We start from the raw sequence: 16,459 nt of genomic DNA, 5'->3' as shown, positions 1-16,459 counted from the left end.
ATATTTTAAGCACATTTTTTATAATTAAACTGCTTCATCAGCCTTTTCAAACTGTGAATTATACAAGTTTGCATAAAAACCATTCTTCTTTAGAAGTTCTTCATGGTTACCTTGCTCTACAATATCCCCATCTTTCATAACAAGAATCAAATCTGCATCACGAATTGTGGATAACCTGTGTGCAATAACAAAACTTGTTCTTCCTTTCATTAAATTATCCATAGCCTTTTGAATAAGTACTTCTGTTCTTGTATCAACTGAACTTGTTGCTTCATCTAGTATAAGTATTTTAGGATCAGCAAGTATAGCTCTAGCTATTGTTAATAATTGCTTTTGACCTTGAGAAACATTACTTGCTTCTTCATTTAATACCATGTTATATCCATCAGGAAGAGTTGAAACAAAGTGATGAACATGAGCAGCTTTAGCTGCCTCTTTTACTTCTTCATCTGTAGCATCAAGTTTTCCATATTTTATGTTATCCCTTATTGTACCATTAAAAAGCCATGTATCTTGAAGTACCATACCAAACATTTCTCTAAGTTCAGATCTATTAAAATCTCTTACATCATGACCATCAATAAGTATTGCTCCTGAATTTACATCGTAAAATCTCATAAGAAGCTTTATCATAGTTGTTTTACCAGCACCTGTTGGTCCAACTATAGCTATCTTCTGACCTGATTTTACTTTTGCACTAAAATCGTTAATTATTATCTTATCTTCATTATATCCAAAGTGAACATTTTTAAACTCTACATTTCCTTCAAGCTTATCAATTTTAACTGGATTTTCTACAGTTTGATCTTCTTCCTCTTCTTCTAAAAATTCAAATACTCTTTCAGCAGCTGCTGCAGTTGATTGCATTAAATTTGCTACTTGTGCAAGCTGTGCTATAGGTTGATTAAATGTTCTTACATATTGTATAAATGATTGAATATCTCCAACTTCTATTACATCTTTAATTGCTAGGAACCCTCCAAGTATTGCAACTCCCACATATCCAAGATTTCCAACAAAAGTCATAATAGGCATCATAAGACCAGATAAAAATTGTGATTTCCAAGCTGATTTATATAATTTATCATTTGTTTCATTAAATGTTTTTATAGCATCTTCTTCACCATTAAATACTCTTACAACATTATGGCCACCAAATACTTCTTCAACTTGACCGTTAACATTTCCTAAAAATTCTTGTTGATCTTTAAAGTACTTTTGAGACTTCTTTACTACTGAACCTATAAATCCAAGAGATATAGGAAGTACTAAAAGTGCTACTACAGTCATAGAAACGCTTATTGATAACATCATTATTGTTACACCAATAATAAGGGTAACTGATGTAATAAGCTGTGATAAACTTTGATTTAAACTTTGACTTAATGTATCAATATCGTTTGTAATTCTTGATAATACTTCACCATGAGTTTTTGTATCGAAATATTTCATTGGCATTCTGTTTATCTTTTTAGATATTTCATCTCTTAAATTATATGATACCTTTTGCGCAACACCACTCATTATAAATCCTTGAATAGAAGAAAATATAAGACTTACAACATATAATGCTATTAAAGCTAAAAGAATTTTACCTATAGCTTCAAAATCAATTCCAGCACCGTCTCCAGATATTTTTGACATTAATCCTTCAAATATTTTTGTTGTTGCTTTACCTAATATTTTAGGTCCTACTATTGAAAATACTGTTCCTGCTATTGAAAATAAAATTGCAATTATCATTCCAATTTTATATTTACCAAGATAAGAAAGTAATTTTTTCATTGTTCCCTTAAAATCTTTTGCTTTTTCGCCTGCAGCCATTGCTCCAGGTCCACCACCCATTGGGCCTCTTTTTCTAGGTCTGTTTTCTTTACTCATTTTCTAGCTCCTCCTTTGAAAGTTGTGATGAAGCTATTTCCTTATAAACTTCGCAATTCTTTAAAAGTTCTTTATGGGTACCCTTTCCAACAATTTTACCTTCATCTAAAACAATTATTTGATCTGCATGTAAAATTGTACTTATTCTTTGGGCAACTATAAGTACTGTACTATTTCCAGTTTCTTTATTTAAAGCCTTTCTAAGTGCTGCATCTGTTTTAAAATCAAGAGCTGAGAAACTATCATCAAATATATAAAATTCAGGTCTTTTTACTATAGCTCTTGCAATTGAAAGTCTTTGTTTTTGACCACCAGAAACATTTGAACCACCTTGTGCTATAGGAGAATTATATTTTTCCTCTTTAGCTTCTATAAATTCAGTTGCTTGTGCAATAGAAGATGCTTTTTTTATTTCATCAATATTTGCATCTTTTCTACCATATTTTAAGTTTGATTCTATGGTACCTGAGAATAATACACCCTTTTGAGGTACATATCCTATCTTTTCTCTTAAATCATGTTGTGAAACATCCTTAACATTAACTCCATCTAATAATATTTCACCTTTTGTAACATCATAAAATCTTGGAATAAGATTAATTAATGTTGTTTTACCACTACCAGTGCTTCCTATAAATGCTGTTGTTTCTCCAGGTTTTGCAGTAAAACTAATATTAGATAATACATCTTCATCTGCCTGTGGATATCTAAATGATACATTGTTAAATTCAAGAACGCCTTTCTTAGAAGGTTCAAAATGCCTATTCTTTTCAGGATCTAATATAGTAGGTTTAGTATCTATAACTTCATCTATACGCCCTGCTGAAACTGCAGCTCTTGGAAGCATAACTGAAATCATTGATATCATTAAAAATGCCATAATAATTTGCATTGTATATTGAATAAATGCCATCATGTCCCCAACTTGCATTGTTCCTGCATCAACACTTTTTGAACCATTCCACACAATAAGTATTGCAATACCATTCATAATAAACATCATAACAGGCATCATACATGACATTACTCTATTAACAAATAAATTTACTTTTGTTAAATCCCTGTTTGCCTTGTCAAATCTTTTTTCTTCATATTTTTCTGTACTAAAAGCACGTATTACTGAAAGTCCTGTAAGTATTTCACGTGATACTAAATTTAATCTATCTACAAGATTTTGAACAATTTTAAACTTAGGCATAACTATTATGAACATGAAAGCAACTACAAGAAGTATTGCACCAACTGCAACTCCTATTATCCATGACATTGAAAGATTTGTATTAAATACTTTTATAATACCTCCAATACCTATAATAGGTGCATAAAATACTATCTTTAAAAGCATTACCATAAGAAGTTGAACTTGCTGAATATCATTAGTACTACGAGTAATTAATGATGCAGTTGAAAATTTGTCCATTTCTTCATTTGAAAATTCCATTACTCTCTTAAATACCTTACCTCTAAGGTTTTTACCAATTTTAGCTGCTACCTTTGAAGCAATAAATCCAGATAAAACTGCTGCAGCCATAGAAACAAATGCAATACCAAGCATTATGCCTCCAACTTTAAATAGATATGTTTTTTCTATTTTACCCATATCTAATCCTATTTTTTCATATTCTGACTTAACATATGAAACTGCACTTTGATCTAATATACTGTCTTGCATTTCATCAAGCTTTTCATCCATACTTTCTTTCATGCCTGACACTGCTTCCTGTGGCAAAGTTTTTAAAATATCAAAAACATCTTTATCATTATACATAGCCTGTGCTTGCTCTGGCATATTACTCAAAAGCTGAGTTTTAATTTGATCTTTCATATCTTCACTAGAATCAAATGCCATTAAAGCTACCATAGGCTTTTTCAAGATATCTTCTAACTCTTTTCTTTCATCTTCATTAATGTCTTTAATTTCATAAAGAGGTTCATCTTCAATTAAAGGATATTTTTCTTTATAATCACTTAATTTACTATCTGAAAGTTCCTCTTTATCTAAATAATCATAATTATCTAGAATTTTTTCCTTATCATCATTATCTACAAATAATAATACATTATCTAAATCACTTTTTGTAATTACGTCAGGTACTGCTTCTTCAATACCTCCCTGTTGTATTCCTACATTAACTATTTTCGATGTGTAATCAGGTAATGATAAATCACAAACTGATTGCAAAACTAAAAGCAAAATAATTAATATTACTGAAAATACAGAATCTTTTAAGTACTTTACTAACTTTAGCATTTATTATCCTCCTCTATTTTGTATATTTAATTATATTATCTCTAATTTTGCACAATAAATTGTACAATTCTTCTTTTTCCTCCTCTGTGAAATTTCTTAAATATTCATCTGTGCCTTCCTTATGAATCTCACAAAGCTTTTTTGCTAAATCTTTTCCCTCATCGGTAATAAATATTCTTGAAATTCTTAAATCCTGAACATCTTGCTCTTTTCGTAAGAATCCACTTTTCTCCATTCTTTTAATCATTACATTTACAGTAGCTGGCTTTATCATTAAAAGTTTTGCAATTTCTCTTTGACTTTGACCATCCTTTTTTAAAAGCAATGTTAAAAGAGGAGGTTGCCCTGGATAAAGACCTAATTCATCTAATTGTCTTTGATTTCTCAAAAAATGAAGTTTACCAATATGGCCAAAGATTTTCCATATGTCAGTATTATCCATATATTTTGCACCCCCCTAAATTAATTAGTCGACTAATTAATATTATATACTATTATATAGTATTTGCAACTTTTTTCTAATAATTAGAATTTAAGTGCTTATTTAAACAATTTAAGCTATGCTAAATAAAAGGCATAGCTATTTTTAATATTTTTTAATAATACTTTGACAACATATTATTTGACCATTCAATTGACTTAAAATATATATCGATTAATTTTTCTTTTTTTATATTTAATACTTTAGTGTAAACATCTATTTCTTCTATGTACATTTTTTCATAAGCCTTAACAAGTCTAAGAATATATCCTATTTCATTATCTCCAGTTAATAAAGCTACTTTTAATTCTTGTTTAAGGGGCATATCATCTAATATTATTTTCATATCTTTTCCCATATATGAATCTAAATTAGAAAATAAACCTGCCATAAAGCACAAATTACTGATTTCAGGCTTAACCTCTTTAGCTATCAATTCACAAAATCTGCCTCTAATAATATTGCTACTAGTCATTTCTTCGTCATTTTTACTTTCCATTTCACTTATTCCAACTAAAGTTATCCATTTATTAAGTTCTTCTCTTCCTAATAAAACTATAGCTTGCTTTATAGATGTTATTTCCTGCACAAAGGAAAATGCTGCAGAATTTAAAAGTTTTATAAGTTTAAAACTAATTCCCACATCAGATTTTATAATATTTTCTATTTTATCTACATTAAAATTATCATTTAAAAGTTCAGTCATAACCTGAAAACATGTTTTATTTCTTAAGGCAATATCTTTTGCTGAAACTAAAATAGGTTTGCTAAAATAATAGCCTTGATAATATAAATATCTAGACTCTTCTGTAACTTCATTATAATCATCATCATTTTCTACTTTTTCAGCCAAAAACCTTGCTAATGGATTTATAAATGATATATCATCAAGAAGTTTTTTTCTTTCTTCTTTTGTTGTTTTCTTAAAGTCAATTTTATATATATCTATTAATGATCCAAATTCAAGATATTTTGTATCTAAAGATACATCATCTAATGCCATTACATAACCTTGATTTTTATATTTTTTCATAGTATCAAGAACCTTTGCATTAGGTCTTATATTTTCTAAAATCTCAATAATTATTTTTTCTTTAGGAAGAAATTTAGGCGTATAATTTAAAAGAAGCTTTTTGGTAAAGTTTATGTATGCTCTTTTATTATTAGTTATTTCATTTAATCCTATTGCTGAACAATTAGATATAAGCTTTAGTGTAGCTTCATCAGCATTTACATTTACATCAAATCTATTTACTTCTGAATTTCTAAATAAAAGTTCATACCCTACAACTTTAAAATTTCTATTATATATTGCCTGTCTTGCCAAAAAAATATCCAAAATCTCCACCCCAATTATATACCATAAATTTTCACAAAATTCACATAACAATTATATCATATTATTTCTTTTCTTATTGCATTTTGACATAATGTTTTTACAAATTTCATATTTTCATGAAATAATAATGGCAAGAAAATAACCCTGTTACTTTCTTGCCATTATTGTAATTTTACTATAAATCTTCTTCAGTTATTATTTGATTAATAGGTGCTCCAGGTGCTACCATTGGAAATACCTTCTTATCACAATCAATTACATAATCAATTAATACTGGTTCCTTACTCTTAAGAGCTTCTTTCAATACTCCTTCAAGCTCACTATTCTTTGTTACTCTATATCCTTTAGCTCCAAAAGCTTCTGCAAGCTTAACAAAATCTGTTTTTCTATTTAATGTAGTTTCAGAATATCTTCCTTCATAAAAAAGATCTTGCCATTGTCTTACCATACCAAGGACATTATTATTTATAATAATCATTATAAGCGGAAGTTTGTTTGATACTGCTGTAGCTATTTCATTACAGTTCATTCCAAAGCTTCCATCACCAGCAATATTAATAACTTGAGAATCTGGACAAGCCACTTGTGCACCTATTGCTGCTCCAAGACCAAATCCCATTGTTCCAAGTCCACCTGATGTTATAAATGTTCTTGATTTTCTAAAATCAAAATACTGAGCAGCCCACATTTGATGTTGACCTACTTCTGTTGATACTATAATATTACCATCATTAAGCTTATTTAAACTATCAAATAAGAATTCTGGTGTTAATCTTTCCTTGTCTATTTCTGGTTTTACCTTTAACGAATCAATTTTATTAACCCATTCAGTATGCTTCTTCTCTTCTACTTTAGGAATTAATTTGTCTAAAACACTTTTTGCATCACCTACAACAAAAGCATCTACTCTAACATTTTTATTAATTTCAGCTGGATCAACATCTATATGAACTATTCTTGCATTTTGAATATGCTCTGGTTTTCCTATAACTCTATCTGAGAACCTAGCACCAATTGCTATAAATAAATCACATTTTGTAGCAGCTATATTAGATGCTTTTGTCCCATGCATTCCTATCATACCAGTATATAATGGATTTTCATTTCTAACAGAATCTTGTGCCATAAGTGTAGTTGCTATTGGTGAATCTATCTTTTTTGCAAACTCTGCAAGTTCCTTGCAAGCCTTAGATATTTTTATACCACCACCTGCATATATAAAAGGTCTTTCTGCTTCATTTATCATTTGTGCAACTTCATCTAATGATTTTTCATCTATTGTTTTCTTATCCCTTACTATTTCCTTTGGTATATATTCATGGTATTCAGCTTTGTTGGCTGTAACATCTTTTGGAATATCAATAAGTACAGGACCTGGTCTTCCTTCCTGTGCTATATAAAATGCCTCTCTTATAACATCTTCAAGTTTATTTACATCCTTAACAATAAAATTGTGCTTTGTAATAGGCATTGTTATTCCTGTTATATCAACTTCTTGGAAACTATCTTTTCCAAGTAGTGGAATAGTAACATTACCTGTTATAGCAACTAGTGGTGTTGAATCCATATGTGCTGTTGCAATACCAGTTACAAGATTAGTTGCACCTGGTCCTGATGTTGCAAGGCATACACCTACTTTACCAGTAGCCCTAGCATATCCATCTGCTGCATGAGCTGCATTTTGCTCATGACATGTTAATACATGCCTTATATCATTTTTATGTTTATAAAGAGCATCATAAATGTTTAAAACAGCACCACCAGGATAGCCAAATATTGTATCAACGCCTTGATCTATTAAGGATCTAATTAATATTTCTGCTCCAGTTAATAACATTTAGGTAGCAACCCCCTTAATTAAATTATATTAGTTAAAGGCTTCTAATTATACAAATTAGAAGCCTTTAACTTCATATTTTATTATTGTAATTTATCTAAAACAGCTTTAGTCATTTCTTTAGTATTAACAAGCTTCATTCCTTCGCTCATTATATCTCCAGTTCTTAAACCATCATTTAAAACATCAAGAACTGCTTTTTCAATCATCTTAGCTTCATCATCTAAGTTAAAGCTATATCTAAGCATCATAGCACCAGAAAGAATTGTTGCAAGTGGATTTGCAATTCCCTTTCCTGCTATATCAGGAGCACTTCCGTGAATTGGTTCATACATACCAAAACTATTTTCTCCAAGTGATGCTGATGGAAGCATTCCTATAGATCCTGTAACCATACTAGCTTCATCTGATAATATATCTCCAAACATATTTGAAGTTATTATAACATCAAATTGACCTGGATCTCTTACCATTTGCATTGCTGCATTATCAATGTATAAGTGGTTAACTTCTACTTCTGGATAATCTTTATGAACTTCTTCTACAACTCTTCTCCATAATCTTGAGCTTTCAAGTATATTAGCTTTGTCTACTGAAGTAACTTTCTTTTTGCTCTTCATTGCAGCTTCAAATCCGATTTTAGCTATTCTTCTAACTTCGTTTTCGTTATATTTTTCTGTATCGTAAGCAGCTGGAACTCCGTTATCATCGCATTTTCCTCTTTCTCCGAAGTAAATACCACCAGTTAATTCTCTTACTATTTGTATGTTTATACCATCACCAATTATGCTATCCTTTAGTGGAGATGCATTTCTAAGTGGTGCATATAATACAGCTGGTCTTAAGTTACAGTATAATCCAAGACCACCTCTTAATCCAAGTAAAGCTTGTTCTGGTCTAACTTTAGCATTTGGATCATCCCATTTTGGTCCTCCAACTGCTCCAAGAAGTACTGCATCAGCTTTTTTACACTTTTCTAATGTTTCTTCTGGTAATGGAGTACCGAATTTATCAATTGCACATCCTCCTGCTAAAACATATTCATAATCAAATCTATTTCCAGACTTAGCTGCAACTGCATTTAAAACTTGAACTGTTGCATCTACTATTTCTGGACCTATTCCGTCACCAGGTATTACTGCTATATTGTATTTCATACTAAAAACCTCCATTATATTTTATAAGAAAGCCTATAAAAATAGGCTTTATTTTTATCTAAATTATTTGTAACAAACAATTATTTGTTTCTTATATATCCAATTAATCCATCGTTATCGATTATTTTTTGCATAAATTCTGGGAATGCTTCACCTTGATAGCTTTCATTCTTTGTTAAATTCTTTATAACACCAGTTGAAAAATCTACTTCTAATTTATCTCCTGCATCAATAGATTTAACAGCTTCTTCACATTCTAATATTGGAAGACCAATGTTTATGGCATTTCTATAGAATATTCTTGCAAATGTTGAAGCAATAACACAGCTTACTCCTGATGCTTTAATTGCTATTGGAGCGTGTTCTCTTGAAGAACCACATCCGAAGTTCTTATTTGCAACTATAATGTCACCATCTTTTACATTTTTAACGAAATCAGCGTCTATATCTTCCATACAGTGTGCTGCAAGTTCTTTATCTACTGATGTATTTAAGTATCTAGCTGGGATTATAACGTCTGTATCTACATTATCACCATATTTAAAAACATTTCCTGTTACTTTCATCTTATTATTCCTCCTAAACTGTTTCTGGATCAGTGATCTTTCCTGTTAATGCTGATGCAGCTGCAACTGCTGGGCTTGCTAAGTAAACTTCAGAATCAACATGTCCCATTCTTCCTACAAAGTTTCTGTTAGTAGTTGAAACGGCTCTTTCACCTGCTGCAAGTATTCCCATATGACCACCAAGACATGGTCCACAAGTTGGAGTTGAAACAATTGCTCCTGCTTCTACTAAATCTTTAATAATACCTTCTTCTAAAGCTTGAAGATATATCTTTTGAGTTCCTGGAATTACAATACATCTAATTTCTGGATTAACCTTTTTACCCTTAATTATATCTCTTGCAATTCTTAAATCTGTCATTCTACCATTTGTACATGAACCAATAACAACTTGGTCTATCTTAACTCCTGCAGCTTCATCAATTGTTCTTGTATTGTCTGGTAAATGAGGGAATGAAACTGTTGGTCTTAATGTACTTAAATCTATTTCATAAACTTCATCATATTCTGCATCTTCATCTGCTTCATACTTCTTCCATTCTCTTTGAGCATGTTCTTTTAAATATTCTTCAGTCTTATCATCTACTGGGAATATACCATTTTTTCCACCAGCTTCAATTGCCATATTAGCCATAGTAAATCTATCATCCATTGAAAGATATTGTAAACCATCTCCAACAAATTCCATTGATTTGTATAATGCTCCATCAACACCTATCATTCCTATGATATGTAATATAATATCTTTACCACTAACCCATTTAGCTGGTTTATTCTTTAAAACAAATTTTAAAGCTGATGGTACCTTAAACCAACATTGACCTGTTGCCATACCTGCAGCCATATCTGTTGAACCTATACCTGTTGAGAAAGCACCTAAAGCTCCATATGTACAAGTATGAGAATCAGCACCAATTACAACATCACCTGCAACAGCAAGTCCTTTTTCTGGAACTAAACAATGTTCTATTCCCATTTGACCAACTTCAAAGAAGTTTTTAATCTTTTTATCCTTTGCAAATTCTCTTATATACTTAACTTGTTCTGCTGCCTTAATATCCTTATTTGGTGTAAAATGGTCTGGAACAATAGCAATTCTTTCTGTGTCAAACACCTTATCTGTATTGAATTTTTTAAATTGGTTAACAGCAACTGGAGTTGTTATATCATTACCTAATACTAAATCTAATTTAGCCTCGATTAATTGTCCAGCTTTTACACTGTCAAGTCCAGCGTGAGCTGCTAATATTTTTTGTGTCATGGTCATACCCATTTTAAAATCATCTCCTCTAAAAATATGCTTTTACTTTTCTTTCTATATCTTTTATTAATTTATATTCTATAGAATCTACAAGTGCTATCCAGCTTGCCTGAACAACGTCTCTAGAAACGCCTACAGTGCTCCAACTTTCAATACCATCTGTTGATTCTATCAATACTCTAACCTTAGCCTTAGTAGCACTTTCAGAATCTAAAACTCTTACTTTATAATCTACAAGCCTTACTTCTTTTAATTGAGGATAAAAAACCTCTAGTGCTTTTCTAAGTGCCTTATCTAAGGCATTTACAGGTCCATCACCTTCTGCTGCACTAATTTCTCTTTTACCATCAACTGTAACATTTATTATTACTGATGATGAAAAATCATCATTACTTTCAGGTTGCTCTGAAAAAACTTTAAAATGATTAAGCTTAAAAAATGGTTTATATTTGCCCATTATTTTTCTTATAATCAATTCAACTGTACCTTCAGCACCTTCAAATTGATATCCTTCATATTCAAGTTCTTTTAATCTATCTGTAATTTTTTGTAGTTCCTTATTATCCTTTGTAATATTAGGGAATATTTTTTTTACTTCTGAATAAATCATACTTTTTCCACTTACTTCAGAAACTAAAAATCTTCTTGCATTACCTACTTTTGCAGGTTCAATATGCTCATATGATTTTGAATTTTTACATACTGCATCAATATGCATACCACCTTTATGAGCAAAAGCAGAACTTCCTACATAAGGCATTTCATCTTCTAATGTAATATTAGAAACTTCTGCAATATACCTAGCTGTATTTGTAAGTTTTTCTATTGCCTCATTGTCTAAAACATCATATCCAAGTTTTAATTGAAGTGTAGCAATTATTGTGCTTAAATTAGCATTACCACATCTTTCTCCAATTCCTATAAATGTACCTTGAATATGATTTGCTCCACTCATGGCGCCCATAACTGAATTAGCAACTGCCATACCTATATCATTATGACAATGTACACCTACTATACAATCTACCTTTTCTTTTACATCTTTAACAATTTCACAAACCTCATTTGGCATAGTACCGCCATTTGTATCACATAATACAACTGTACTTGCTCCTGCATCAGCTGCTGCCTTTAATGTATCAATTGCATAATCCTTATTATTTTTATATCCATCGAAAAAATGTTCAGCATCAAAAATAACTTCTTTTCCTTTTAAAACAAAGAAATTAACCGTATCTTTTATCATTTCTAAGTTTTCATCTAATGTAGTTTTTAATATATCTGTAACTTGAAAATCCCATGACTTTCCGAATATAACAACCACGTCTGTTTCTGCACTTAAAATGCTTTGGACGTTTTTATCCTCAGCTGCTTTTGTGCCAGCCCTTCTTGTAGATCCAAAAGCTGCAATTTTTGAATTTTTAAGTTTAATATCTTTTATTCTCTTAAAAAATTCCATGTCCTTTGGATTTGAGCCTGGATTTCCTGCCTCAATATAATCAATTCCAATATCATCAAGAATCTTTACTATCTTTAGCTTGTCCTCCAAAGAAAAAGATATTCCTTGTCCTTGAGAACCATCTCTTAATGTGGAATCAAATATATTAACTTTTCTGTCAGTCATTAATATACCTCCATAAAAAATTATTCAAAAATATTCTTAGTATTTCTTATTGTATTTTCGCCTCTTTGAAGAGCTGTAACTCCTGTTCTTACAAGTTCTTCTATTCCGTATTCTTCCATAAGTTTTATAAGTGCAGAAACTTTATTTCCATCTCCAGTAAGTTCAATAGTTAATGTATCAACTGATACATCTATAATCTTACATCTAAATATTTTTACTATCTCGTTTATTGCCGCACGTCTTTCTGCATCAGCTTTAACTTTTATTAAAACAAGCTCTCTGTATACTGAATTTGATTCTTTAAGATTAACAACTCTTATAACATCTTCTAACTTGTTAAGTTGTTTTACAACTTGTTCTAGTACATCTATATCTCCATTTAATGTAATTGTCATTCTTGAAATTTCTTTATTTTCAGTTCTACCAACAGTTAAACTATCAATATTATATCCTCTTCTTGAAAATAACCCTGAAACTCTGCTTAATACACCTGATGAATTTTTAACTAAAACTGATAATACATATTGTTCTTCCAAAAATATTTCCCTCCTTGTATACAGACAACTAAAAATATAAAAAAAACCCACCAATAATGATATAACATCAAATGATATACATCATAAGGTGAGATAAACTCTGCCAATTACAAAATATCACTAGATTCTAACAAACCCTTGCATATAACGGATGCCACTGGAAATCGCTTACTTGCTAAATTGCTAAACAATAAAGCTTTCTGGATACTGATCAGGAGTGATACTTATTTAACGAAAAATACCGATTTACACCAACCACCGACTCTCTTAAATTTTTGCAAAGTTAAATAACCTTCTCCATCTTAGCATTTAATTTACTCAGTAACTATTTATTTCTATATTAAGATTTTAATTCTTTTATATTATATTGTCAACAATTAATATATTAAATTGTAAATTTATTTTTAACAGCACATTTATTTTTCTATTTTTTTATTTGTAATTGATTTATTTTATTAATTTATTAAGCAAGTTTTGTTTACTAATTTAATTGATAAAAAAAAGAACTGAAAATTCAGTTCTTTATATTAATCTCTTAATGGCACTCCATTAGCATCTACATTAATTGATCCAGAAAGAATCATTATAGCTTCTACAAATGCCCATATTTCAATTACTACTGTTGCAATACCACAAGTACATATACCTCCAATTACGGAAACTAATACCTGTACAAGACCCCTTGAGCTATTTCCTAAATAAAAATTATGAACACCAAATGCTCCTAAAAATATTCCAAGAAGGCCTGCTACTACCTTAGACTTTTGTTCAACATATCCATTATTGTTATAAAACCCTTGTCCATTATTATATGCATTGCCATTATAGGGTTGTCCATTATAAGATTGATTATTATAATTTTGATTATTATTATATTGTCCATTACCATATTGCTGATTATTATACTGACCATTATTATAATATTGCTCTCCATTATATTGATTTTGAGCATAATCTTTATTCATATTAAGCTCAGGATTATCAGAAGGCTTATTCATATTAAGTCCAGGGTTTTCAGAAGACTTATTCATGTTAAGCTGTTCATTATTAGTTTCTTGATTGTTATAATTTTGATTATCAGCATTATAAGTATTATCAGCCATATCGTTATAAGTAGTATTTGAAGAAGCATTATCATAAGTAGCTTCATTTATAGGATTGCCACAATTACCACAAACTAGCCCATCTGGATCAAGTGGTGCTCCACATATTGCACAGTAATTTGAACCAACTCCTTTTGCTGTGCCACAAATATCACATACATTTGATTCTTCTTCTTTAAATTCTTTTCCACATTCTTTACAAAACATATTTATACCTCCAATTTACTCTTAATACTCTTATTAACGTCAAAATTTTATAAAACTTAAGGGATAATGCCCATATATAATCTAATAAAATAAACTATCATAAAAGCACTTACAAAAATACTCAAGCAAACATATACAGTCCTATTACTTAATTTACCTGAAAATACAAAAAATAATAATAAAAATGGAATCAAAAAAAATAATGGATGATAATAAAATGCCCCTTTAAAATTAAACTTCATAGCTTCAATTATAGCTCTTGTCATTCCACAACCAGCACATGGTATTTTTAATAGTTGCCTAAAGGGACACTTTATATCTAGTAGTAAATAAATAATTAATATTATAATTGCTACCGTTGAAATTATTTTAACATCTTTTTTAGACATTATATAATTTCCTTAATTGCACTTTTCCATTATCATATTAGCTAAATTATCAGCAAGTTCGTTTATTTCTTGTTGATTTTCTCCTTCTAACATAACTCTTACTAATGGCTCTGTTCCAGATGGTCTTATTAGAACTCTGCCTCTTCCTTTTAGCGTTTTTTCAATTCTTGATATTTCATTTTTAATTTCTTCATCTTCTAAATATATATTTTTCTTATCATTAGGCACTGTTGCATTGGATAAAACTTGTGGAAGTTCCTTCATTATTGAGCAAAGTTCACTTAATGTACTATTCTCTCTCTTAATTATAGATGCTATTTGAAGAGCTGTTACAAGTCCATCTCCAGTTGTATTATAATCCAAGAATATAATATGACCAGATTGTTCTCCACCTAATACATATTTACCATTTACCATTTGCTCTAAAACATATCTATCTCCAACCTTAGTTTTTAAAGTTTTAATTCCAAGCTTTTTGCATGCTATATCAAGACCTAAATTACTCATTACTGTAACTACTACAGTATCATCTTTTAACCTATTAATACTCTTTAAATACTTTCCACAAATACCTAGTATAAAATCTCCATTAATTAAATTACCTTTTTCATCTACTGCTAGACACCTATCAGCATCTCCATCAAATGCAAATCCAACATCGCACCCTTTTCTAACAACATAATCCATTAATTCTTCTGGATGTGTTGAACCACATTTTTCATTTATATTAGTTCCATCTGGATTATCATTTATAACATAAACTTCTGCTCCAAGTTCTCTAAATGTTTTAACAGCAGCTTTATAAGATGCACCATTTGCACAATCTAAAGCCACTTTAAGTCCATTTAGCTTTATAGCAATAGTATTTTTTGCAAAATCCATATAATCTCTTAGGGCTCCTACTTCCATGCTTTTTTTACCTATTTCTCCGCCTATTGGTAATGGAACGTCTTTAAAATTGCTTTCAATAACTTCTTGAATTTGATCTTCTAAATCATCTGATAATTTATAACCTCTTTCATCAAAAAACTTTATACCATTATATTCAACAGGATTATGTGATGCTGAAATCATAACCCCTGCATCTGCTCCATACTTTCTTGTTAAATGTGCAATAGCTGGTGTTGGAATTACTCCCACCATTATAGCTTCTGCTCCTACTGAACATATTCCTGCTACAAGTGCCGCCTCAAGCATATCACCAGATATTCTAGTATCTTTTCCAACTAATATCTTAGGTTTATGAGCACCTTCTGTTAATACATATGCTCCTGCTCTTCCAAGACCATAAGCTAATTGAGCTGTCAATTCCTTATTTGCAATTCCTCTAACACCATCTGTTCCAAACATTCTACTCATTTATTTACCTCACCTTTGATAAAATATTTTTTAACTACACTTATATTATTACTTTTTCTTCAATCTATCAAGAATTAAAGAATAACCACCACTTCCATAGTTCAAACATTTATTTACCCTGCTTATTGTTGCAGTACTTGCTCCTGTTATTTCTGCTATTTCTGAGTAAGTTTTCTTTTCATTTAAAAACTTTGCCACTTGCATTCTTTGGGCTAATGATTTAATTTCATTTACAGTTGCAATATCTTCAAAAAAACTATAACATTCTTCAATTGTATTCAAATGTAATATTGAATTAAAAAGCAAATCCATTTCTTCACTTTTAAGTTTTGAATTTATATCACTCATAAATTTTATCTCTGCTACTTAAAATGTAATCAAATATAAACATTTTAAGAATTTTACTGTTTCAATGTATCTGCTTTTGTTATAAAAACTACTTGCATTTGATATGATACTCCACAGTCG

Annotated in this window: 14 protein-coding genes; all 14 read right to left on the bottom strand. The window is 30.1% G+C overall.

The genetic code is table 11. The features are described 5' to 3' along the window. Window positions 1-24: 24 nt before the first annotated feature. The 14 genes from ACTNAO_RS10490 to ACTNAO_RS10425 all read right to left on the bottom strand — a co-directional run bounded on the left by ACTNAO_RS10490 (window position 25) and on the right by ACTNAO_RS10425 (window position 16,339). Window positions 25-1,881, bottom strand: coding sequence for an ABC transporter ATP-binding protein (locus ACTNAO_RS10490; RefSeq protein WP_441028825.1), 1,857 nt, complete (start codon window positions 1,879-1,881; stop codon window positions 25-27). After that, window positions 1,874-4,132 (bottom strand): ABC transporter ATP-binding protein, encoded by a 2,259-nt coding sequence (locus tag ACTNAO_RS10485; protein WP_441028827.1) that lies wholly within the window; start codon window positions 4,130-4,132, stop codon window positions 1,874-1,876. The genes ACTNAO_RS10490 and ACTNAO_RS10485 overlap by 8 nt, the downstream gene beginning before the upstream one ends. Before the next feature lie 13 nt (window positions 4,133-4,145). Next, the gene (locus tag ACTNAO_RS10480) at window positions 4,146-4,574 is read right to left on the bottom strand and encodes a MarR family winged helix-turn-helix transcriptional regulator (RefSeq protein WP_441028829.1); all 429 of its coding nucleotides are present in this window, start codon (window positions 4,572-4,574) and stop codon (window positions 4,146-4,148) included. Between the two features lie 154 nt (window positions 4,575-4,728). Beyond that, window positions 4,729-5,952 (bottom strand): EAL and HDOD domain-containing protein, encoded by a 1,224-nt coding sequence (locus tag ACTNAO_RS10475; RefSeq protein ID WP_441028831.1) that lies wholly within the window; start codon window positions 5,950-5,952, stop codon window positions 4,729-4,731. A 175-nt stretch (window positions 5,953-6,127) separates the two neighbouring features. Then, window positions 6,128-7,789 (bottom strand): biosynthetic-type acetolactate synthase large subunit, encoded by a 1,662-nt coding sequence (gene ilvB, locus ACTNAO_RS10470; RefSeq protein ID WP_441028833.1) that lies wholly within the window; start codon window positions 7,787-7,789, stop codon window positions 6,128-6,130. Window positions 7,790-7,872: 83 nt separating this feature from the next. Next, the gene (leuB, locus tag ACTNAO_RS10465) at window positions 7,873-8,946 is read right to left on the bottom strand and encodes a 3-isopropylmalate dehydrogenase (protein ID WP_441028835.1); all 1,074 of its coding nucleotides are present in this window, start codon (window positions 8,944-8,946) and stop codon (window positions 7,873-7,875) included. Window positions 8,947-9,026: 80 nt separating this feature from the next. Then, complete coding sequence (leuD, locus tag ACTNAO_RS10460; RefSeq protein ID WP_441028837.1) at window positions 9,027-9,512, bottom strand: 3-isopropylmalate dehydratase small subunit; 486 nt, start codon at window positions 9,510-9,512, stop codon at window positions 9,027-9,029. A gap of 13 nt (window positions 9,513-9,525) precedes the next feature. Beyond that, window positions 9,526-10,785: a 3-isopropylmalate dehydratase large subunit gene (leuC, locus tag ACTNAO_RS10455; protein ID WP_441028839.1), complete on the bottom strand. Its 1,260-nt coding sequence runs from the start codon at window positions 10,783-10,785 to the stop codon at window positions 9,526-9,528. Window positions 10,786-10,801: 16 nt separating this feature from the next. Continuing rightward, window positions 10,802-12,397 (bottom strand): citramalate synthase, encoded by a 1,596-nt coding sequence (cimA, locus tag ACTNAO_RS10450; protein ID WP_441028841.1) that lies wholly within the window; start codon window positions 12,395-12,397, stop codon window positions 10,802-10,804. Between the two features lie 20 nt (window positions 12,398-12,417). Further along, entirely contained in the window at window positions 12,418-12,933 is a 516-nt protein-coding gene (gene ilvN / locus ACTNAO_RS10445) for an acetolactate synthase small subunit (RefSeq protein ID WP_441028843.1), read from the bottom strand. 527 nt (window positions 12,934-13,460) lie between these two features. Continuing rightward, window positions 13,461-14,243, bottom strand: coding sequence for an NINE protein (locus ACTNAO_RS10440; protein WP_441028845.1), 783 nt, complete (start codon window positions 14,241-14,243; stop codon window positions 13,461-13,463). A 56-nt stretch (window positions 14,244-14,299) separates the two neighbouring features. Next, window positions 14,300-14,632: a DUF2752 domain-containing protein gene (locus tag ACTNAO_RS10435; protein WP_441028847.1), complete on the bottom strand. Its 333-nt coding sequence runs from the start codon at window positions 14,630-14,632 to the stop codon at window positions 14,300-14,302. A gap of 12 nt (window positions 14,633-14,644) precedes the next feature. After that, a complete protein-coding gene (gene glmM / locus ACTNAO_RS10430) occupies window positions 14,645-15,991 on the bottom strand; it encodes a phosphoglucosamine mutase (protein WP_441046152.1) in 1,347 nt (448 codons plus the stop codon). 48 nt (window positions 15,992-16,039) lie between these two features. After that, on the bottom strand, window positions 16,040-16,339 hold the full coding sequence (locus tag ACTNAO_RS10425) for a YerC/YecD family TrpR-related protein (protein WP_441028851.1): 300 nt from the start codon (window positions 16,337-16,339) through the stop codon (window positions 16,040-16,042). Window positions 16,340-16,459 lie beyond the last annotated feature (120 nt).

It is taken from the genome of Clostridium sp. HCP1S3_C6, from assembly GCF_052066735.1.
Lineage (GTDB): Bacteria > Bacillota > Clostridia > Clostridiales > Clostridiaceae > Clostridium.
The sequence above is the reverse complement of the archived record's forward strand: the minus strand, read 5'-3'. Positions and strand labels throughout refer to the sequence as shown.